The sequence below is a fragment of the Lactobacillus sp. M0393 genome (genome assembly GCF_016102025.1).
Classification (GTDB): Bacteria; Bacillota; Bacilli; order Lactobacillales; family Lactobacillaceae; genus Lactobacillus; species Lactobacillus melliventris.
The window spans coordinates 77463-97097 of the sequence record NZ_JACFPK010000006.1 but is presented as its reverse complement, the minus strand read 5'-3'; the positions used below and the strand labels follow the sequence as shown (position 1 = coordinate 97097).

18 protein-coding genes, 1 tRNA gene and 1 other annotated feature are annotated in these 19635 nt (G+C 36.8%); of the genes, 8 read left to right on the top strand and 11 right to left on the bottom strand.

The window, feature by feature from the left end; translation table 11 throughout:
• Positions 1-122 precede the first annotated feature (122 nt).
• A complete protein-coding gene (locus H3R29_RS06425) occupies positions 123-1517 on the top strand; it encodes an IS3 family transposase (protein WP_305067114.1) in 1395 nt (464 codons plus the stop codon).
• Positions 1518-1596: 79 nt separating this feature from the next.
• Here H3R29_RS06425 and galU read toward each other — a convergent pair whose 3' ends face one another.
• The 3 genes from galU to map form a co-directional block, all read right to left on the bottom strand.
• The gene (galU, locus tag H3R29_RS06420) at positions 1597-2490 is read right to left on the bottom strand and encodes a UTP--glucose-1-phosphate uridylyltransferase GalU (RefSeq protein WP_174795288.1); all 894 of its coding nucleotides are present in this window, start codon (positions 2488-2490) and stop codon (positions 1597-1599) included.
• 64 nt (positions 2491-2554) lie between these two features.
• A complete protein-coding gene (locus H3R29_RS06415; protein ID WP_198202828.1) occupies positions 2555-3472 on the bottom strand; it encodes a YihY/virulence factor BrkB family protein in 918 nt (305 codons plus the stop codon).
• 5 nt (positions 3473-3477) lie between these two features.
• Positions 3478-4305 carry a type I methionyl aminopeptidase gene (gene map / locus H3R29_RS06410; RefSeq protein ID WP_046324557.1) on the bottom strand — a complete coding sequence of 276 codons (828 nt, stop codon included), beginning with the start codon at positions 4303-4305 and terminating at the stop codon, positions 3478-3480.
• Positions 4306-4442: 137 nt separating this feature from the next.
• On the opposite strand from map, the gene H3R29_RS06405 reads away from it, so the two are divergent.
• Both H3R29_RS06405 and H3R29_RS06400 read left to right on the top strand, forming a co-directional pair.
• The gene (locus H3R29_RS06405; RefSeq protein WP_198202827.1) at positions 4443-4889 is read left to right on the top strand and encodes a flavodoxin; all 447 of its coding nucleotides are present in this window, start codon (positions 4443-4445) and stop codon (positions 4887-4889) included.
• A complete protein-coding gene (locus H3R29_RS06400; protein WP_198202826.1) occupies positions 4882-5415 on the top strand; it encodes a GtrA family protein in 534 nt (177 codons plus the stop codon). Before H3R29_RS06405 ends, H3R29_RS06400 begins: the two co-directional genes overlap by 8 nt.
• Positions 5416-5451: 36 nt before the next feature.
• On the opposite strand, the gene wecB is transcribed toward H3R29_RS06400, so the two are convergent.
• Positions 5452-6594 (bottom strand): non-hydrolyzing UDP-N-acetylglucosamine 2-epimerase, encoded by a 1143-nt coding sequence (wecB, locus tag H3R29_RS06395; RefSeq protein ID WP_110445821.1) that lies wholly within the window; start codon positions 6592-6594, stop codon positions 5452-5454.
• 568 nt (positions 6595-7162) lie between these two features.
• On the opposite strand from wecB, the gene H3R29_RS06390 reads away from it, so the two are divergent.
• The 5 genes from H3R29_RS06390 (at position 7163) to H3R29_RS06370 (ending at position 11832) form a co-directional block, all read left to right on the top strand.
• Positions 7163-8014, top strand: coding sequence for a PRD domain-containing protein (locus H3R29_RS06390; protein WP_198202825.1), 852 nt, complete (start codon positions 7163-7165; stop codon positions 8012-8014).
• Positions 8015-8119: 105 nt separating this feature from the next.
• The gene (locus H3R29_RS06385; RefSeq protein ID WP_198202824.1) at positions 8120-9688 is read left to right on the top strand and encodes a PTS transporter subunit EIIC; all 1569 of its coding nucleotides are present in this window, start codon (positions 8120-8122) and stop codon (positions 9686-9688) included.
• Positions 9689-9699: 11 nt separating this feature from the next.
• A complete protein-coding gene (locus H3R29_RS06380; RefSeq protein ID WP_198202823.1) occupies positions 9700-10893 on the top strand; it encodes a MalY/PatB family protein in 1194 nt (397 codons plus the stop codon).
• Between the two features lie 10 nt (positions 10894-10903).
• A complete protein-coding gene (locus H3R29_RS06375; RefSeq protein ID WP_198202822.1) occupies positions 10904-11392 on the top strand; it encodes a PTS glucose transporter subunit IIA in 489 nt (162 codons plus the stop codon).
• A 203-nt stretch (positions 11393-11595) separates the two neighbouring features.
• Positions 11596-11832: a DUF2188 domain-containing protein gene (locus tag H3R29_RS06370; RefSeq protein ID WP_046324549.1), complete on the top strand. Its 237-nt coding sequence runs from the start codon at positions 11596-11598 to the stop codon at positions 11830-11832.
• 309 nt (positions 11833-12141) lie between these two features.
• Here H3R29_RS06370 and H3R29_RS06365 read toward each other — a convergent pair.
• From H3R29_RS06365 to H3R29_RS06335, 7 genes are all read right to left on the bottom strand, one after another.
• Positions 12142-12214: transfer RNA gene (locus tag H3R29_RS06365), tRNA-Arg, on the bottom strand.
• 53 nt (positions 12215-12267) lie between these two features.
• Entirely contained in the window at positions 12268-13596 is a 1329-nt protein-coding gene (locus H3R29_RS06360; RefSeq protein WP_198202821.1) for a PTS sugar transporter subunit IIC, read from the bottom strand.
• Between the two features lie 2 nt (positions 13597-13598).
• The gene (locus H3R29_RS06355) at positions 13599-14828 is read right to left on the bottom strand and encodes a DEAD/DEAH box helicase (protein WP_198202878.1); all 1230 of its coding nucleotides are present in this window, start codon (positions 14826-14828) and stop codon (positions 13599-13601) included.
• Positions 14825-15532, bottom strand: a complete 708-nt coding sequence (locus H3R29_RS06350; protein ID WP_198202820.1) for a GH25 family lysozyme — start codon at positions 15530-15532, stop codon at positions 14825-14827. Before H3R29_RS06350 ends, H3R29_RS06355 begins: the two co-directional genes overlap by 4 nt.
• Before the next feature lie 136 nt (positions 15533-15668).
• Positions 15669-16670 carry a D-2-hydroxyacid dehydrogenase gene (locus tag H3R29_RS06345; RefSeq protein WP_232352236.1) on the bottom strand — a complete coding sequence of 334 codons (1002 nt, stop codon included), beginning with the start codon at positions 16668-16670 and terminating at the stop codon, positions 15669-15671.
• A gap of 150 nt (positions 16671-16820) precedes the next feature.
• Entirely contained in the window at positions 16821-17192 is a 372-nt protein-coding gene (locus tag H3R29_RS06340) for a pyridoxamine 5'-phosphate oxidase family protein (protein WP_198202819.1), read from the bottom strand.
• Between the two features lie 91 nt (positions 17193-17283).
• Positions 17284-18468 carry an amidohydrolase family protein gene (locus H3R29_RS06335; RefSeq protein ID WP_198202818.1) on the bottom strand — a complete coding sequence of 395 codons (1185 nt, stop codon included), beginning with the start codon at positions 18466-18468 and terminating at the stop codon, positions 17284-17286.
• A gap of 48 nt (positions 18469-18516) precedes the next feature.
• Positions 18517-18756: a binding site (T-box leader), on the bottom strand.
• Between the last annotated feature and the right edge of the window lie 879 nt (positions 18757-19635).

Below are 19635 nucleotides of genomic sequence, written 5' to 3'. Positions count from 1 at the left end.
AGCATGATACAAAAATTTTCTACCCGAAGACAGTGATTAGCCCGACATTAAGAAAAATTTTATATAAAAAAAACCATTTTGATATGACCCCCAAATTTAGGACAAATTTGGGGGTCATCTTTATGTCTAAATTATCTAAACAAGATAAAATTGAAATCTATCATCTTTGGCACGATTATCAAATCAGCCCTGCTGAGCTAAGTCAGCGTTATCGGGTTGGCAGGACTAATATTAGTTACTTGTTAGCTTTAATTGGCCGTCACGGTCTAGCCATTTTAGATCAGCCTTACACTGCTTATACAAGTAATTTTAAGGAGCAAGCTCTCAAGCGAATCATAGTTGACCATGAACCCCTTTATCACGTAGCACTAGATTTAGGTTTAAAAAGTCGTGGCATGTTGTCTAATTGGCTGCGCGAATATCGTAAAAATGGGTATAATATCGTTAACAAGCAGAGAGGACGACCGCCCCATGACCAAAAGAGAACAGCTGATCAAACAGGAAAATCATCGGCTCAAGCAAGAGAACGACCGCTTACGCCAGCAGAACTTGAAGCTGAAAATCGAGAACGAATTCGTAAAAAAATTGAGCGTCTTAGTCGACCAGCGGACCAAGAACCGCAAGCCGCGGAAATAGCCCAGGCAGTTACCCAACTAAGGCGCGAGCTTAAAGTCAGCGTAACTTTTATTCTTGATACCATTAATGCCAATCCCAATCTGCCGCACTTATCCCGTAGTAATTACTACTACACTTTAAAGAAGAAGGACAAAGAGCGGGACAATCGAGAAATAATGGCTGAAATCAAAGCTATCTATGAAGAACACAAGCACCGCTATGGCTATCGCCGTATTACTGCAGAGCTTAGGCGTCGCGGTTTATTAGTCAATCATAAAAAGGTGCAGCGCCTAATGAACAAGCTGAAACTGTTTGGCATAGTCAGTAAACGTTGGCACAAATACAGCAGCTATCGCGGCACTCAGGGTCCGATTAAGCCTGACTTGATTAAACGCAGCTTCAGTGCGGTTTATCCCAATCACAAATGGTATTCAGATATAACTGAGTTTAAGCTCAAGGGGCAAAAGACCTATTTATCACCGATCATTGATGGCTGCACCCAAGAGATTGTTTCCTATACTATTTCCCGCAGCCCTAATCTTAAGCAGACCATGGATATGTTAAGAAAGGCCTGGGACAAACATCCGGCACTAAATGGTTTGATCTTCCACACAGACCAAGGCTGGCAGTACCAACACCCGCAATTTCAAGCGTGGCTCAAAAATCATGGCATTAGCCAGTCAATGTCACGCAAGGGCAATTCGCTTGATGATGGGTTAATGGAAGGCTTCTTCGGGATACTCAAGCGAGAAATGTTTTATGGTTTTGAAAAGCAGTTTAAGAATCTCACAGAACTGGAAGACGCAATCAGAGACTATATTGAGTATTACAATCAGAAAAGAATCAAAATCAAACTAAAAGGACTAACTCCGCTTGAATATCGGCAGTTAGTCCTCAGTTAATAGCTAATATAAAGTGTCCTAATTTTGGGGTTCACATCATTTGTTAATGGCTTTTATAATTGTTAAAAATGTTAATTGGCTATTTTGGTGATTGTTCTGCCAATTTTTTACCTAAGTTAATAATATATTTACGCAGAGCGTCTTTAGTTTCGGGATGTTTTAGACCGTAAATAATCGAAGTTTCAAGGTAACTTAACTTATTACCAACATCGTAGCGATCGCCGTTAAAAACATGGGCAAGTACTCTTTGAGTTTTATTCATAGTGTTAATAGCATCTGTTAATTGGATTTCACCACTCTTATCGGGCTTTTGCTCCGCCAGAATCGGAAAAATTTCTGGAGTTAAAAGATAGCGGCCAATAATTGCATAATCACTTGGTGCCTGATCAATTGCCGGCTTTTCTACAAAAGACTTAACGTTAATCAAGCCAGGCTTGATCTCAGTATCAGGCTCTATTATGCCATATTTATAAACCTCTTTATGAGGCACTGGCATAACAGCAACTGTAGAAGCACTTGTTTCATTATAGCGATCAATCAGTTGCTTAGTTAAGGGCACTTTATCCATCATCAAGTCATCACCGAGCATTACCACAAATGGTTCATTACCCACAAAACTGCGGCCACGAGCAATCGCGTCACCTAACCCAGCAGGATATGGCTGACGCGTATAGTATATGTTAATTCCCAGGTGAGTAATTTCTTGCGACATTTTGAGCAGGCCAGTTTTACCCTTTTCCTGTAAATTCTGTTCAAGTTCAGGATTTGAATCAAAATGATCTTCAATAGGCCGCTTATTTTTACCAGTGACAATCAAGATATCCTCAATACCGGACTTTTTGGCTTCTTCAACAATGAATTGGATTGTAGGTTTGTCTACGATAGGCAACATTTCCTTAGGCATTGCCTTAGTTACCGGCATAAACCTCGTACCAAGGCCTGCTGCGGGAATAATTGCTTTTCTAACTTTCATACCTTTTACACTTTCTATAAAACATAAAACTAATATACCAAAATAAAGCCCATTGTGCCAATTTTTACCGATTGCGCTTTCTTTGAATATATTCTGCTAAGTGCCCGACTGAGTAATGCACCTCTCCGTATTTCATGGTCGCAATTGCAGCATTCACACAAGTCCCCAGTAAAAAGAGAATTGATGAAATATTCAGCCACAACATGAAAATGATAAAAGTACCAATAATCCCGTAGTTTTCCCAGCTGATACGAAAATGATGCAAGTAAAAGCTAAAAAGCCAAGACAATACAATCCAGCCCAATAAGGTAGTAAAAACGCCAGGCCAAATAACCTTTTTCTTCAATCTAATATTGGGTAAAAAAGAATTCAGATAATACAAAGAGCCGATCATGGTAATAAAGATGACCGGATAACGGTAACTGAATATTTTTTCAATTTCACCAACAGAAAAGGAAAATATTGGCCGTAAAAATTCTAAAACTTGTTGACCAAAAATAAGCGTTAAATTGAGTAGCGCAAAAACAATAATCATTATGTTGGTTAACATAATGGTAATCGAACGTGTCCAGACAGTAATCTGCCATTTTTGTCTTAATTCAACAGCGCGCACGCCATATATTCGGTTCATACCGATTCTAATAGCGTTTACCAACGAAGACACAGACCATAACGCCAAGATAATACCAAATGAAATGTACCCAGTTGATTTGCTTTTTAGCAATGAGTTAATTATCGGCATGATAAATTTAGCAATTTTATCCGGAAAAATTAACTTTAAGTAGCTGGCTATGGGATTAGTATCAATATGAAATAAAGGCAAAATATTTCCGATAATGATTATAAAAGGAAATATGGAAAATAAAATATAGTATGCAATCGCTATCGCACTGGTTAAAACTTCTCCCTGAGAAAATTTCGCAGAGACAGTTTTATAAAATAAAAAAGAGCGTTTCCTGATTGCCTCAGCTTTTTTACCCATGCACTTTAATCATCCATTTCGTCAAAATGTGGTAAATATTTTTCGTAGCCGTCATATGGCTTTTGTAAAGTCAAAATCTTAGGACCATCTTTTGTAATGGCAAATGTATGCTCAAACTGTGCTGACTTTGAACCATCAGGAGTAGCGTAAAATACCCAGTCATCCTTAGGATCCGGGACACTTTTTTCAATAATGCGCCAGTCCCCACCGGCTTCGACCATTGGTTCACAAGTAATAGTCATCCCTTCACGCAATCTTAATCCGTGTCCAGCTTTACCCCAATGTGGTACTTCCGGATCCTCGTGAATACTTGGTTGAATACCGTGACCGACTAATTCTTTAACGTCACCATAGTGATGTTCATCTTCTACAAAATGTTGTATTGCTGCTCCGATATCTCCAATGCGGTTTCCTAAGACTGCTTGGTCGATACCTAAATACATAGCCTTTTTGGTAGTTTCCATTAAATCCTGATCTGCTTGAGAAATTTTGCCTACCGGGTAAGTAGTACAAGAATCTGTTTCAAAGCCGTTTAAATTGCAGGTAACATCAACCTTGACCAAGTCACCCTCCTTTAAAATGGTGTCCTTACGCGGAGTAGCGTGGGCAATCTGATCATTAACGGAAATACAGGTACCGTATTTGTAGCCTTCAAACCCCTGCTCTGACAAGCGACCACCACGGCTTTTGACAAAATCCTGGCAAAATTCTTCAATGACCCAAGTAGTAATTCCAGGTTTAATCACATCCCGCAAGCCTTCAAACATTGATGCCAATAGTCGACCTGAAGCTTGCATACCCTTTAGTTCTCTAACAGATTTAATCGTAATCAAATTTAAATTCCCCTCTGTAAAATGATATTTGATTACATTATAGCGTTTTTTAAAACTTTACTAAAGAATTTCATTAAATGCACAAAATTAGGTATAATGTTTTGGTGAATCAGTTTTGTGTGAAAGGTATGAGCAAAATGAAGGCTAGAATTGTCTATGCAAGTATGACAGGTAATGATGCTGATATGGCAGATATACTGGAAGAAGATCTCCAAGATTATGGTTTTGAGGTTGAAAGCAGCGAAGCCGAATTTACCGATGCGAGTGACTATTTGGCGGCTGATTTGTGTGTTTTTGTCACCTATACTTATGGTGAAGGCACCATGACTGACGAAATTGCTGATTTTTACGACCAATTGAAAGACATAGATTTATCTGGAAAATATTTTGCGGTGATGGGAAGCGGAGATAAAGTATATACTGGTCATTTTTGTGAAAATGTTTTTGACTTTGAAAAAATGTTCAAGCAGGTGGGTGCTAAAGAAGTTACTAAGCCTGTAACAATTGAAAATGCCCCAGACGATGATGCTATCGCCGCAATTGATAATGCAGCTAAGGAAATGGCTGATCGACTAAATGGCTAAGAACAAAAAATTGGATTCGCAAAAATTTGACTCAATGTCTGACCCCAAAATTCATCATTTAGCACAAAACCTAGTTAAAAGACACCGCAACTTATTTGTTTATATGGTATTTGGCTTTATTGCAGCTCTTATTAATACTATTGTTTTTATGGTGTTGCATAAGTGGTGGCATAGCGCTGTCTTAGTTTCTAATACGATCGCGTTTATAGTTTCAAACCTGGCTTCTTTTGTATTTAATCAAAAAGCCGTATTTATTAATAATGTTGATGTGGAACATTCAACCTGGCAAAAATTGCTGGTCTTTTTTACTTACAGAATCATTAGTCTTATTCCAGACAGCTTAATAATGCTGGTAGGACTGTCCTGGCTTCATTTAGATGCCCTCTTAGTAAAAATAGTTGACCAAATTTTGGTTGGTGTTTTCAATTACCTCACTACCAGATCGGTTTTTCAGGCGCAAGAAACAACAATGATTGCGCGAGCTAAAGAGAAAATTAAGGCTCGTAAAGAAAAAAGCAAGAAATAAAGCCAAGAAATAATTTTCCTGGCTTTTTTATTTGGCTTATTTAAAGTCTGCTGGTCTTGCACCTTTATGTTGCGAAAAGTAATAAGCAATATCATCCATTATTCTTTCAGAAGCATGACCATCACCATAAGGATTTCTTGCCTGGGCCATTTGCTCATAAACTGCTTTATTTTCAAGTAATTCCAGCATTGCTTTTTTGACCTGGTCGACTTGTGTTCCTACTAATTTAAGTGTTCCCGCCTCGACACCTTCGGGCCGTTCCGTAGTATCCCGCAAAACTAAAACCGGCTTGTTTAAGGCAGGTGCTTCTTCTTGCACCCCACCGGAGTCTGTCATAATAAAGTAGCTCAATTTAGCTAAATTGTGAAAATCAACCACGTCTAAAGGTGCAATTAAATGAATTCTGGGGTCATTGCCTAAAATTTCGTGGGCCACTTTTTGTACTCTCGGGGAAAGGTGGACCGGATAGATTATTTCGACATTATCGTGACTGTCAACAACTTGTTTCATAACTTTGAAAACTCGTCTCATTGGCTCGCCCTGATTTTCCCGTCTGTGCATGGTTACCAGAATTATTTTATTACCCGGTTTAATTAAATCCAATACTTCATGATGATAATCATCCTGCACTGTTTCTGCTAGAGCATCAATGGCAGTATTGCCGGTAATAAAGATATTTTCTGAATGATGATTCTCTTTAATTAGATTTTGCTTACTTACTTTAGTTGGGGCAAAATAAAGATCAGTCAAATCGTCAGTCATTTGCCGGTTCATTTCTTCAGGAAATGGTGAGTACTTATTCCACGTTCTCAGACCAGCCTCAACATGGCCCAAAGGACATTGAAGGTAAAAGCTAGCCAAACTAGCAGCAAAAGTAGTAGTTGTATCTCCGTGAACTAAAACAATATCTGGTTTGACCTCTTTCAACACCTTAGTCATATCAACCAAAACTTTAGCTGTTATGCCTTCTAAAGATTGGTTTTTCTTCATAATATTAAAGTCATAGTCGGGCTGAATTTTAAAAATGTTAAGCACCTGATCCAGCATCTCCCGGTGCTGCGCCGTTACAACCGTGACTTCTTCAAATCGCTCATCTTGCTTTAGTTTCTGGACCAAAGGCGCCATCTTTATAGCTTCTGGTCTGGTACCAAAAACAGTCATCACTTTAATTGTTTTCATAAAGTCCTCCATGTTCTATCTTATATTAATATATTAACTACATAAAAACAAGTTAATTATGGTTTAATAAATAACAAGTAACTAAGGCTGGTGAAAAAATGGCACATGGATTTAAACTATTACTAATTACTGGGCTGCTAATTGTTGTGGCAACTTTTTGCTTTGTCTTCAGTTTTGATAAGAGAAATAAATCTAAAACCAGAAAAATTTTATTAGGGGTATCTCTTTTGCTATTTTTAATAATTGGATTACTCATCGTTAAAATTTGGAACTGGCCCCTAGATTAAGAAATAAAATTTGCAAGAATTGTAATTAAATTAATGATTTCTATAATGGCTTTTAAGCATAATAAGTAGCTGATTAATAGCTTTATTACCTAACGAATTCAAGTAGAAGTTGAAAAGTCAACTATATATTAAATAACATATAATTGTATAATATGATTATATTGCCGAAATTGATAATAGAGCTTGACAAACCAATAATTATTTTTTAGAATTCATCTTGTAAACGTTTACGAAAAAATATAGGATTGACGAATCTGCTATTTTAAAATTAGGAGATTACTTTGCTAATTTCACAAGTATTGAATAATAATGTGATACTCGTGGAAGATGGAGGTAAACAGAAGATAATATGGGGTCGCGGTATTGGCTTTAAAGCTCACGCGGGGGAAAATTACAAATTAAAATCTCAAGATAAAGTCTTTTCTGCCATATCTGATGACGATAAGTGGCTAGCTTCTTTCAAAAAACTTTCTGAAGAAGTACCACGAAAATATTTTGAACTAACTGAAAAAATAATTCAGCTTGCTAGGGAAGAAATCGATGCTAACTTTGATGAACACCTTTTAATTCCTTTAACAGACCACATCTTCTTCGCAGTAAAGCGCTACGATATGGGTTTGGAGCTTTCTAATCCCATGTTGTTCGATATTAAGCGCTTTTTTTCACAAGAATACAAGGTTGGTAAACAAGCTGTCAGTCTAATCGAGCAAGTTTCAGGTGTCTCCTTATCTGATGATGAAGCAGGTTTTATTGCTATTCATCTTGTTGAATACAAAATCCAACAATCAGATAGCTCCATTAAAAACTTTTCCAATTTTATGGAAATTTCAAATGGGGTAAATAATATAATTGAAGCAAAGTTTGGTCAGAAATTTTCTGAAAATAGTATTGCTGTTAGTCGTTTGATGAACCATCTACACTATTTGATTCTCAGAACTAATAGTAAAAATAATAAAAGTGAAAATGAAAACCAGAATGATTCGGATCTACTGAAATTGCTTTGCCAGCATAATCGTAAAGCAGCAAGTTGTTTAAATGAAGTTGTTTATTATTTACAAGACAAGCTTAATTACAACTTTTCTGATTCGGATCGCTTATATTTACTAATTCATATTATTCATGTTACTTCTTAATTAAATACGGGCTTGTTACTTTAAATAGGCAATACCCAATAACTAGTACATTTTTGTGTACAGTTGTTGGGTATTTTTTTATCAAATATTGAGAAAGGAAATTATATGGAACAACCTATCAAAAAGGAAAGCATGAAAACCAGAGTTTATGCTTTCTTGCAAGATTTAGGAAAATCGTTTATGTTCCCAATTGCTACATTATCTGCAATGGGGATTCTAGTGGGAATTGGTAGTGCCTTTACGGCTCCACCAATGATGGCAAGATTTTCTTTTTTGCAAAATCATATTGTTAACGTTATTTTTACCTTTATAAATACTGTGGGCAGTTTTGGCTTCACCTATCTTCCTGTAATGTTTGCTATGGCTTTGCCTTTTGGCTTGGCCAAAAGAAATAAAGGGGTTGGTGCCATAGCAGCTCTAGCTGGATATATTTCCATGAACATGGGAATTAATTTTATGCTGGGGCAGCAACATAAGCTTGCTCCAGCTAGCAAAATGCAGGCAATGGGCCAAGCTAGCGTTTTAGGAATCCAAAGTCTGGAAATGGGTGTCTTAGGTGGTATCGTGGTTGGTTTGATCACTTATTATTTACTTGAAAAATATCAGGAGATCAAATTACCCGACGCCTTCTCGTTCTTCGGCGGAATCAGATTTGTACCAATTATCTCAGTAATAGTCGAGTCTTTTGTTGGTTTAATCATCCCTTTTATCTGGCCGACTTTTCAAAGTGGAATTGTCGCTTTGGGACACTTAATTCAAAATGCAGGAGTCTTTGGTCCATTTCTATACGGTATCGCCCTTTCCATTTTAAAACTAATGGGTTTACACCACATTTTACTTGCAATGATTAGATTTACAGATGCCGGCGGTACAGCAATTGTTAAAGGTAAAGTTGTAACAGGGGCATTAAACATCTTTTATGCACAACTAAATGCAGGAGTACCAATTTCTCACAAAGCAACAGCCTTCCTTTCACAAGGATTCATGCCAACATTCATGTTTGGTTTACCAGCTATTTGTTTGGCAATTTATGTCACTGCCAAACCAGAAAATCGCAATAGAATCAAAGGCCTACTTCTTTCAGCTACCCTAATAGCCTTTGTTTCTGGAATTTCTGAACCGACGGAATACCTGTTTCTATTTATAGCACCAATGCTATACGTATTTCACACTATTTTACAAGGCTTATCACTTTCAGTAATGATGATTGCTGGAGCATGTATGGGTAACACTGATGGTGGTGTATTAGACTGGATTCTGTTTGGCTGGCTTCAACCTAACTCCAAATGGTGGGTTTTAATTCCAATTGGACTAATCTGGTTTGCAATATACTTCTTCTTCTTCCGCTGGTACATTTTAAAATACAATGTTAAAACGCCTGGTCGTGAAGGCGAAGGTGACGTTGTAATGACCCAGAATAATGGTATTTATGATCCCCAAGTCATCTTAGAGGCCCTTGGTGGTCAAAGCAATATTGTTTCTCTTGATAATTGCGTCACCCGGCTCAGACTAGAAGTAAATGATCCGTCTAAAATAGATGAAGACAAACTTAAACAATCTGGTGCACTTGCAGTTATGAAGGCAGAAAAATCTGTCCAAGTAGTTTATGGGGCTCAAGTACAAAGTGTTAAAGACGGTGTAGAAAAATTAATGAATAACGGCATAACGGCTTAATGAGGAGAAAAATGGGAAAATATGATTTTGATTCGTTAGCAGACAGAACTATTGATAATGCACGAAAATGGGATAATAAAATTGTTCACAGCAAGTTCCCCAAAGTCAGGGATGATTTTATTCCACTTTGGATTGCAGACATGGATTTTAAAGCAGCACCTGAAATTAGAAAATCTTTAGCCAAAGTCGCAAATAATGGGGCTTATGGCTATACCTACTCTACAGAACGCTGGTACCAAAGTGTAATTAATTGGCAACTTAAAAAGCATAATAATCATGTAGAACATGATTGGATTAGCTTAGGCTACGGCACTGTACCGAATATGCATATTATTGTTCAGGCCTTACTCAAACCGACTGATTCCATTTTATTAAACACCCCAGTCTATGGCCCTTTTGCCTACGCTGCAGAACACAATGATAGAAAGGTAATTTGTGTTCCTTTAAAAAACATTAATAACAGATATTACCTTGATTGGGAAAAAATTGAGTATGAAATGAAAGAAAAGCACCCAAAACTAACCTTTTTCTGTAATCCTCATAACCCTTCAGGCAGAGTCTGGAGTAAAGATGAAATTACTCATATGGCACAACTTTGCCAGAAATACAATGTTTTATTAGTTTCAGACGAAGTTCACTCTGAACAAATAATGAAGGGCCCATTTACCAGCTCTTTACAATTAGACAAGCAGTATCTTGATAATTTGGTAATGTTTACATCACCTAATAAAGCATTTAATTTGGGTGGTTTAAAACTTTCATATTCCATAATTCCCAATCCTAAGATCCGTGAGCAATTTCGGCAACAATATGCGCGAAATTCAGTAACATCGCCAAATGTACCGGGTCAAGTGGCTATGGTCACTGCTTATGAAGAGTGTGATGAGTGGTTAAAGCAATGTACCGCTTATATCAAGGAAAATCTTAAAATTACTCAAGAAGCGATTGCCAGTTCTTTTCCTGGCTGGAAAATGATGGATATGGAATCTTCGTACTTACCTTGGGTTGACATTTCCGCAAGTGGAATAGATATGCATACAATTGCACAAGTAATGGCAGAAAAAGCCGGGGTTGTAGTGGGCATTGGTGATGACTATGTTGCTAATGCAGACAACTTTTTGAGATTAAATTTAGGAACTTCACACGCTGTTATTGAAGAAGCCATGACAAGAATGGCTGATGTATGGCAAACAATGTATCAGTAAAGGTTTAAAAATGGTAAGTTTATTTAAAAAAATATTTACAAAAAAAATTAATATTCAAGCTCCTGTGACGGGTGAATTAATTCCACTTTCTTCTGTTCCGGATGAAGTCTTTTCAACAAAAATAATGGGTGATGGCTTTGCCATTAAGCCCACTGAAAATAAACTTTTTTCCCCTATCAGCGGAACCGTACTTTCTGTCTTTCCCACTAAACATGCAATTACATTTAGCACTGATGGTGGAATTCAAGTTCTCTTACATTTAGGAATTGATACGGTTGAGCTGAAAGGTGCTCCTTTCAATATCTTAGTGCATGAGGGAGAACACATATCTGCCGGTGATGAAATTGGAACGATGGATATTGATCAAATAATTAAAGCTGGAAAATCTACTGAAATAATAATAGTTATTACCAATATGGAAAAACTTAAAAGCATAGACAGAGTATCTAACACCAATGTCAGTCATGGTGATAAAATAGGTGCTTTAAATTTAAGCTGATTTAATATTTAGGTATTTTAAAAAAGTTATAAAAAAGCTGATAGTTCAGTCATGTAATTCATGATTTCACTTTATCAGGTTTTTATGTCCTAATTTTAGACTAGCAGAATGATACTTAATAAATAATATAAATTAAAATGTGTATTCTTTCACATCTACCTTTAATTCGCTGTATAATTGTTTTGAAAAGAGGTGAATAAATTATGAGTAAAGAAGAAGTCACTAAAAATGTTTGGGTTACTACTCACGGTGATAAATGGGCTGTCAAAATTGCCGGGAGTGACAAAGTTTCTAAAGTCTTTGAGCGCAAGGCTGATGCTTTGGAATACGCTAAAAATTTGGCTAAAAAAGAAAAAACCGAACTAATTAGTCAAAAAAGAAATGGCCGCATTAATCTAAAAAATTCCTATGGTCATGATAATCCGAACACTCCAGGTTAGCTTTTATTATCATCATTTATCTTAAATCATTTGCATATTTTATCTAGATCTGACATTTTAATTTATCTTTATTTCTCAAACAAGAATATAAATTTTTATATTAACTTAAATAACAAATTTTTCAAACTTTAGTCTGATTGTCTTATTGATAGTCAGACTTTTTAAATGTTGTTGATTACAGTTAATAGTAGACTCTATTATCGTGATACTATTTTCACTACTTGTGATATAAAAAAATAACTTTGATAAGTCAGTTAACAACTGAGCTCAAAGTTATACAACAAATATCAGTAATCACTGATGTATCTATGACCCCGGTGAGATTCGAACTCACCTCTACGGTTTAGGAGACCATTGTTCTATCCAGATAAACTACAGGGTCGCAATAAATTAACTTTACCAAATTTGAGCGCTAAAAGCCAATTTTTTTAGTAATTAATATTGACGGGTAAAATATGGTTGTGGCGTGTTAGAATCAGCGATTTTATCAGCCGCAAAAACAAATGGCGTCCAAATTGCCAAAGCTATTAACATGTTAATAATAGATAGTACAATTGCACGCCAATCATAATTGCATGCTAAAAATGGCCCAATAATTGGTGGTACCACTGTCGGTACCGCCACTTGCACAGGATTAACTAAGTTCATCATACTTACACCATAGGCAAAAGCTACGTTAACTAGCGGTGCAAGCACAAATGGGATAAAGTACACAGGATTGAGCACCACGGGTAACCCAAAAATAATTGGCTCATTGATATTAAAAATTCCTGGAGCCAGCGCAACTTTGGCAATCGTGCGATAATCACTGCGTTTTGAAAAAAGCAGAATAGCTACAATCAACATTAATGTACCACCTGCTCCACCGAACCAGGCAAAAGCATCGAATGAACCCCGAACCCAAATAAAAGGCGCTTCTTTTCCCGCGCGAGCAGCGGTAACATTGACATTTTGTGCAGTCAGCCAGATTGAGTCTAAAATCGGTGCCCAAACGCTTAGGCCATTAAAACCAAAAAAGCTGAAAATTTGCACTAACAAGGTCACAAGCATTACCATGCCAAAGCCTTGGCCTAATTTTACCAGTGGAATTTGAATTGAATTAAGGAGCCAATTGCCAAAGAAAGTGCCCGTAATTGTCTGAAAAACAAAGTTAATCATACCAACACAGAAAATGGCAATGATAGCAGGAACAAGTGAATCAAAAGCCATTTGTTCCGCATAAGGCAAATTGGCGGACAGGTGAAGCTTGATTCGCGCTCTAAAGCAAATTGCAAAAATTGTTACGCCAATTGTTCCAAATAAAATGGCGGTAAAAATTCCCGTAGTTGAAAATTGAGAGATATTAAAAGCTTTGTGAACGGGGATAATTTTGCCATTAACTTTAAGTTTGGTTAAATTGGCGATGCTCATTGCTAAAGATGATAATGAAACAATTGCACCAGCAACCGGATCAACTTCCATGCTTTTAGCTAAATGATAACCTAAAGACATTGACAAAAAGAGCGCAAATAAGGCAAATGTCCCCCGCCAGACAACGTTGCAAACTAAAGAAAGAGGCTGCATTGCCCAGGCAAAAGCTTTCCAGCCTAATTCGGTTTTGGCAGCAGCAATCAAGCTCTTAATCAGGACGGCCACTGAACCTGCAATAGTGATCGGCATTACGGAAACAAATGCATCCCTTAATGCTACCAGCCAATGAGTTTGCCCTAATTTATTTGCTAAAGGCAAAATATAATCTTCCAGCCAAGCAACTAGTCGACTCATTTTTACTCCTTTCTTTTTAAATAATGAGGATGATACCCCTTATTTTTATTTTTACGCTTTTTATGTTTTTCTTTTGCAGCAACATGCTGCTTTTGTTCATTTATGTCCCCTTTTTTATTTTCCTTTTTACGTGGCATTTTGGTAGACAAATGAAAACCAGCAAAATACACCCGCTCAATTTTAACACTCCGAGCAAGTAACTTCTTCAGATCGCGAAAATCGTGGTCGTCACCTATGCTTACAACGATTCCCTTTGCGCCCATGCGACCAGTTCGACCGGCCCGGTGCATATAAGTGTTAAACTCACTGGGAATGTCGTAATTAACCACATAAGTAACACCAGGAATATCTAAACCACGAGCCGCTAAATCCGTTGCTAACAATAACTTAATTCTGCCTACTTTAAAATCATTCAAAGTTGCTGCTCTGTTTTGCTTGCCAAAATCATTAGCCAAGATGCCAAATTTAGTTTTAGTATGTGCTAAAATACCTGCAAAATGCATCATTGTTTGGTTGGAGTCAAAAAACAAAATTCCTTTAAAGCCGTCAAGACGCATTAAGCGCTGAATAAAATCAATTTTATGGGCATTATCTATTTGCAAGAAATAATTTGCTACGGTTGATTTCTGCTCCGGTCTGACATCAATTGTAATAAACTTACGGGCAAAAATATCTTCTGCTTGTTTAGTTATTTCAGATTCTGTAGCCCCAAACAGCAAGATTTGCGCATCTGAGGCCAAATTTTGTCCTAAAGCACTCAACAATTCCATTTTATTAAACTCTAATACATCGTCAGCTTCGTCGATAACTAAAGTCTTTATTTGATTAACTTTAATACGATTAGCAGAAAAGAAATCGAAAAAACGTCCTGGTGTGGCAACTACTACTTCAGGATGTTTTTTCTTCAAGTTGTCTTCCTGCCGCTTGCGATTGCCAGCCCCTACAAGCGTTATGCCCATTAAGCCAAGGGCGTTAATAAACGGATTAATAGCGTGCCGAATTTGTACCGCCAGCTCCGTTGTGGGAGCAATAATCACTAAACTATTCGGATTGCCTTTTTCCATCTTTTCTAATGAAGGCAACGCATAAGCCAAGGTCTTTCCCGTGCCCGTCTTAGCAAGAGCTATACAACTTGCACCATTTAAAATAGGGGTACGCGTTTCTTGCTGAATCAAAGTTGGTTCAGTCATTTTTAATCTGGTTAAAACTGCTTGAATTTCTGTTTTCATTATTGTGTTAACTGTCCGTATTTTTCTTTATATTGGGTAACCGTGCCATTGTATGTTAACATAACTACCCCATCTTCTAAGTTCTTAACTGATTTTACCCGTCCGTCATTGGTATACCGCCAAAAAGCATACTGCATTTTATCTGGTGCTTTTCTGCCACCAGTAATAAATTGCACATCATGCGGAAAATACTTTTTGTACTTTACAGCAACATCTACTATGACCCGTTTATTCAATCTTAAAAGCATGCCGGTAAATTGCGCCATTTGTTTGATATAAGCGATATCATAGTCATCAATTGCAGGTTCAATCCAGATCGGCAAACTACCGGTATCAGTGCCTACTTTTTTCAAAAAATATTGGTAATGTTGCATGGGTGTAGATTCATTACTGTAAGCAATCACTGTCCCAAAAGCTAATTTTGTTCCTAATACTTGATCCCGATATAATAAAAAATCGTCATCAAAGTATGACCGCCCCTGGGTGCTTCTCAAATAGACAAATGAAATGCCGTTGGCTTGCAGCTCATGTAAGTCAACATAGCCATAATCCTGATTTAATTCCACACCGATCGCACTCGCATTACCATTTGGCGGCAGCGTAGTTTGATTACGCATATTCGCTATACCCGTGAGAAGAAGTACAATTGCGACGATAAGCAAAATTAAAATTGCGGGTAACGTAAACTTATGATGAAACCTTTTCATCTTTTTCTCCGATAATTTTTTCTACACCTGTACATTATAGCAATTTTTCTGCTATACTTGCCAACTACAATCTTAACAATAAAAAAGTGACCGGCTTTACAGTCGGTCAACTTTTAAACTAAAAATAAACTATGAGCTATTCTTCAACTAAGTAAACTGGTTTTTGACCATTTAATACTCGTTTAACGTCCGTCATACTGTGTTCAATCATGTTTTTGACAGATGTCTTCGTGTAGTAGGCGGAATGTGGCGTAAAGACCACGTTAGGCATTTTGGCTAATTCCTGATACTCAACTGGCAATTCGGAAATATCCTTAAATTTTTTCATGACAATTGCTTCTTCACCAGTCATAACATCCAATGAAGCACCAGCAATTTCTTTATTCTTGAGCGCTGCAATCAAATCCTGTGTGTTAACCAGAGGACCTCTAGCCGCATTAATCAAATATGCAGTATTCTTCATTTCTTTAAACTGCTCGGCACTAATCATATCTGCCATTGAAGGTTCTAAAGGCGTGTGCAGGGTCAAGATATCAGCATTTTTAACCACAGTATCAAAATCGGTATACTCTAAAAATGCCTCATTAGCAGGATTTTCAACCAAGTCGTAGCCAATCACTTTAGCGCCCAAGGCATGAAACATTTCTGCCACACAAGACCCGATGCGTCCAACTCCAATAATACCCACTGTCTGGTTATAGATCTCGTCACTCATTAAGTTCTCTTCACGAACAAAGTTAAGGTGTTCCTTTTCATTGTTTAAAATAGGACCCCATTTTCTTAACAAGTACATTGCAGAAGTCAAAGTATTTTCAGCCACTGCACGGGGAGAATAAGCTGGTGTATTAGTAACGATCATATGATATTTATGAACAAAGTCAAAATTGATAATATTATAACCCACAGACCTTAAGGCAATCTGTTTGATACCATAAGAGCTCAATTTACGATAGACCTCTTCCTCATCTATATCAAAGACCTGCAAAACGCTGACAACATCATAACCTTGCGCCATCTCCACAGTCTTAGCATCAAGCTTGTCATCAGTTGTTACTAAATCATCTTCTGGATGATTTTGGTTCCACTTATCTACATAGACCTTCTGCTCCGGGGTCATATTGTAAAGTAAAGCTTTCATTATTAATCCTCCTTTTGGATAAAAAATTATATCTCTTATTGTATCTAAAATTAGGATAAAATTAAAGATAAATTTAAAAAAGAGCAATTAATAATTTTGGCTTAAAAAACAAACTGCAAGACTATTTTAGTTTTACCTAGGTATTTTGATTTATATCTTTTGCACAATCTGAGCAATTTTGACTTGCAAAACTTCACGCATCCACGGAAAGCGCTTTTTCATTTCAGCAAATTCAGGTCCCTCTGCCAAAAATTCACCGGTTCCTTTAACATGAAAGCCGGCCCCAGGTCCAGCTGCAGCCTCAACTTTTTTAGAACCCATAGTTAACAGGACATGGTTATCTTGGGCAAAATCATTTTCAATGCTGTGCATGCCAGCAGCTGGAATATATAGACAATTCTTTTCCTTATTGATTTTAACGTAGGACATCCAGGTGTTTACCACACTGGCAGGGTTAGCATTAATCGTGACAATGGTGACAGGCCCCTCATCCTTCATGACGTCTAAAAATTTTTGATTCATTTTTTCTCCCCCATAATAAAAAAGCTACTTTTTCAGTAGCTTCTTTTATTCTGGAACACTTGTTCGAAATTGCAAAATCATTTGCTTTTATTTAGTAAGCTCTCTTACCCTTTTTATAAACTGCCTTATCTTTTTGCACAACCGCACTGATTTTCTCTAGCGGATTTTCATCAAGTACCAAAAAGTCTGCGTATTTGCCCTCTTCTAGCGAACCATATTCGTCAGCAATTTTAAGTAGTTTGGCAGAATTATAGCTGGTTTCCAAAGCTTCAAAATTAGTAAAGCCTTGTTCTACTAGTAAAGGCAATTCTTGCGGAGTCATCGTGAAGTCATTAAATGGTGTGCCGGCATCAGTACCCAAAGTAATTTTGACACCAGCATTTTTAGCTTTAGTAATATTACCGCGCAAATCTTTCCAAGCAGCCGCAATTTTATTCATTTCCCAGTCAGGAATTTTCCCAGGAGCATATTCGATGAATGCCCAAGCTCCAACTATTGTTGGTGTTAAATATGTTCCTTTTTCAATCATCAGTTTAATTTCTTCGTCATTAACGTAAAAGCCGTGTTCAATACTGTCAACGCCAGCCTTAATCGCATTCAAAATTCCTCGGTTGCCTTCAGCGTGCGCTGCCACAGTCAAACCTTTATGATGAGCTTCTTCAACAGCAACATGCATCTCAGCTTCACTTAATTGGGGATCATCAAGAGAATCGTTTTCCGTCATTACGCCACCTGTGGCCATCACTTTAATTGCTTTGGCACCGGCCTTAATTCCCTGGCGCACAGCTTTGCGCATTTCATCTGGTGAATCAACCAATACACCAAAATTAGGCAAATCGCCGTGACCACCAGTCATAGAGAATGGGTGCCCTGCTGGCACGATTTCTGGCACCTTAGTTAACTTATTTTTCTTAATTAAATTATTAAGAGCAATATCTATATTATATGTGCTGCCGCATTCACGAATATAGGTAACACCAGATTTTAATAAATCATGCAAATGTTTTACTGCACGCACAGTTGAAGATACCACATCAGATTCACTACCACCATCGGGGGTCAAAGGATCCATAATAATATGTGTATGGCAATTGATTAGACCAGGAATCACATATTTATTTTGTAAATCTACCGTCTGATCAGCCTCAGGTGCAATACCCTCACCTATTTTGGTAATCTTGCCACTTTCATCATCAACCACCAACGTGGTATTAGATTGAATTTTATCATCAATTCCGTTAAATAAATTAACGTTAGTATAAGCAGTTTTAGTCATCTAAAAACCTCCATATTTTTGTATAAAAAAAGCACTCATCCTTTTCTACTTAAGGACGAGTGCTCGCGTTACCACCTTTTATTCATTTATTACTCACGTAATAAACCTCATTAACTATCAAACAATAGCTTGCAAAAATAACGGATGCAACTCCGCTATTGGCTGATTATCACCAATAGACATCAATTAGAAGCCCATGTTCACTACATATCGCTAGCTGACTTTCACCCAAATATCAGCTCTCTTTATTAGTAATAAAATAGTTACTCTGCTTTGCAAGATGTTTGCTATTTAATTGACTTTTAATCTATCATTTTTTCTTAATTATGTCAACTCCATAAAAGAAAAATAAAGATTAGGCAGTACTCTTCCGGGGCTATAGCATAAATAACTTTACTAAAAAGCAGTAAAAATTATTCGCTAAAACGACTTTTTCGTTTTAGTCATGCTTTACTGATGCGTTTAACATAATAGTCTCGTTTAACATGATGATATTGCTTTTATTTAGTTTATTGCTAAGTAATTAATAACTCCTTTACTGTCCGCACCTCCAAATACGATTTCAAAATTAGTTATTAATAACCCCGTTAAATGTTCAGTCAGAATGCTAATAATTAATCTATCCCTACTCATATGCGTTTTTTATAAAATTAGTTCCTAACCAGCTGTTTCCCGAGTGACCGACAACAATCCTTTTTCCTGAAAGGGGGGTAAAATATAGCCTCAACTTTTTGCTATAATCAATCGCTATTTTATTTCAACGTTGATGAGATATTAGCAGATTTATCTAGAAATGACCTAAAATCTATATTAAAAGTCATTCACTAAATAAATACTTTATATTCCAACTTAAACAACAGTTTTTTTGAGAATTTAGGTTTATACACAAGAAAGAAAGATACTATAAATAATACAAGATAAGTTACATATTTTTGAATCATTATCACTGTTAAACTTATAACTACTTTTTTAACATCAGCTTTGTTACCATCATTAGCTGCGTTCAGGTCTTTAATTCTTTGTGCATTTAAAGCAATATCATAGTCCTGATCGGAGATTAACGGCAACGAAAAAGATTTTACAATGAAAGACTAAATAATTTAACCAATTAAATTCACAAATAAAAATATTTACCTTTTGTTAATAATTTATTGGTATTTATTTAAT

What these genes read in the sequence shown, in the direction of transcription:
- H3R29_RS06340 (WP_198202819.1), bottom strand. Translation starts at nt 17,192, where the DNA reads ATGAATCAAAAATTTTTAGACGTCATGAAGGATGAGGGGCCTGTCACC.
- H3R29_RS06370 (WP_046324549.1), top strand. Translation starts at nt 11,596, where the DNA reads ATGAGTAAAGAAGAAGTCACTAAAAATGTTTGGGTTACTACTCACGGT.
- galU (WP_174795288.1), bottom strand. Translation starts at nt 2,490, where the DNA reads ATGAAAGTTAGAAAAGCAATTATTCCCGCAGCAGGCCTTGGTACGAGG.
- H3R29_RS06345 (WP_232352236.1), bottom strand. Translation starts at nt 16,670, where the DNA reads ATGAAAGCTTTACTTTACAATATGACCCCGGAGCAGAAGGTCTATGTA.
- H3R29_RS06385 (WP_198202824.1), top strand. Translation starts at nt 8,120, where the DNA reads ATGGAACAACCTATCAAAAAGGAAAGCATGAAAACCAGAGTTTATGCT.
- H3R29_RS06375 (WP_198202822.1), top strand. Translation starts at nt 10,904, where the DNA reads ATGGTAAGTTTATTTAAAAAAATATTTACAAAAAAAATTAATATTCAA.
- H3R29_RS06380 (WP_198202823.1), top strand. Translation starts at nt 9,700, where the DNA reads ATGGGAAAATATGATTTTGATTCGTTAGCAGACAGAACTATTGATAAT.
- H3R29_RS06415 (WP_198202828.1), bottom strand. Translation starts at nt 3,472, where the DNA reads ATGGGTAAAAAAGCTGAGGCAATCAGGAAACGCTCTTTTTTATTTTAT.
- H3R29_RS06350 (WP_198202820.1), bottom strand. Translation starts at nt 15,532, where the DNA reads ATGAAAAGGTTTCATCATAAGTTTACGTTACCCGCAATTTTAATTTTG.
- H3R29_RS06400 (WP_198202826.1), top strand. Translation starts at nt 4,882, where the DNA reads ATGGCTAAGAACAAAAAATTGGATTCGCAAAAATTTGACTCAATGTCT.
- H3R29_RS06360 (WP_198202821.1), bottom strand. Translation starts at nt 13,596, where the DNA reads ATGAGTCGACTAGTTGCTTGGCTGGAAGATTATATTTTGCCTTTAGCA.
- H3R29_RS06425 (WP_305067114.1), top strand. Translation starts at nt 123, where the DNA reads ATGTCTAAATTATCTAAACAAGATAAAATTGAAATCTATCATCTTTGG.
- H3R29_RS06335 (WP_198202818.1), bottom strand. Translation starts at nt 18,468, where the DNA reads ATGACTAAAACTGCTTATACTAACGTTAATTTATTTAACGGAATTGAT.
- wecB (WP_110445821.1), bottom strand. Translation starts at nt 6,594, where the DNA reads ATGAAAACAATTAAAGTGATGACTGTTTTTGGTACCAGACCAGAAGCT.
- H3R29_RS06405 (WP_198202827.1), top strand. Translation starts at nt 4,443, where the DNA reads ATGAAGGCTAGAATTGTCTATGCAAGTATGACAGGTAATGATGCTGAT.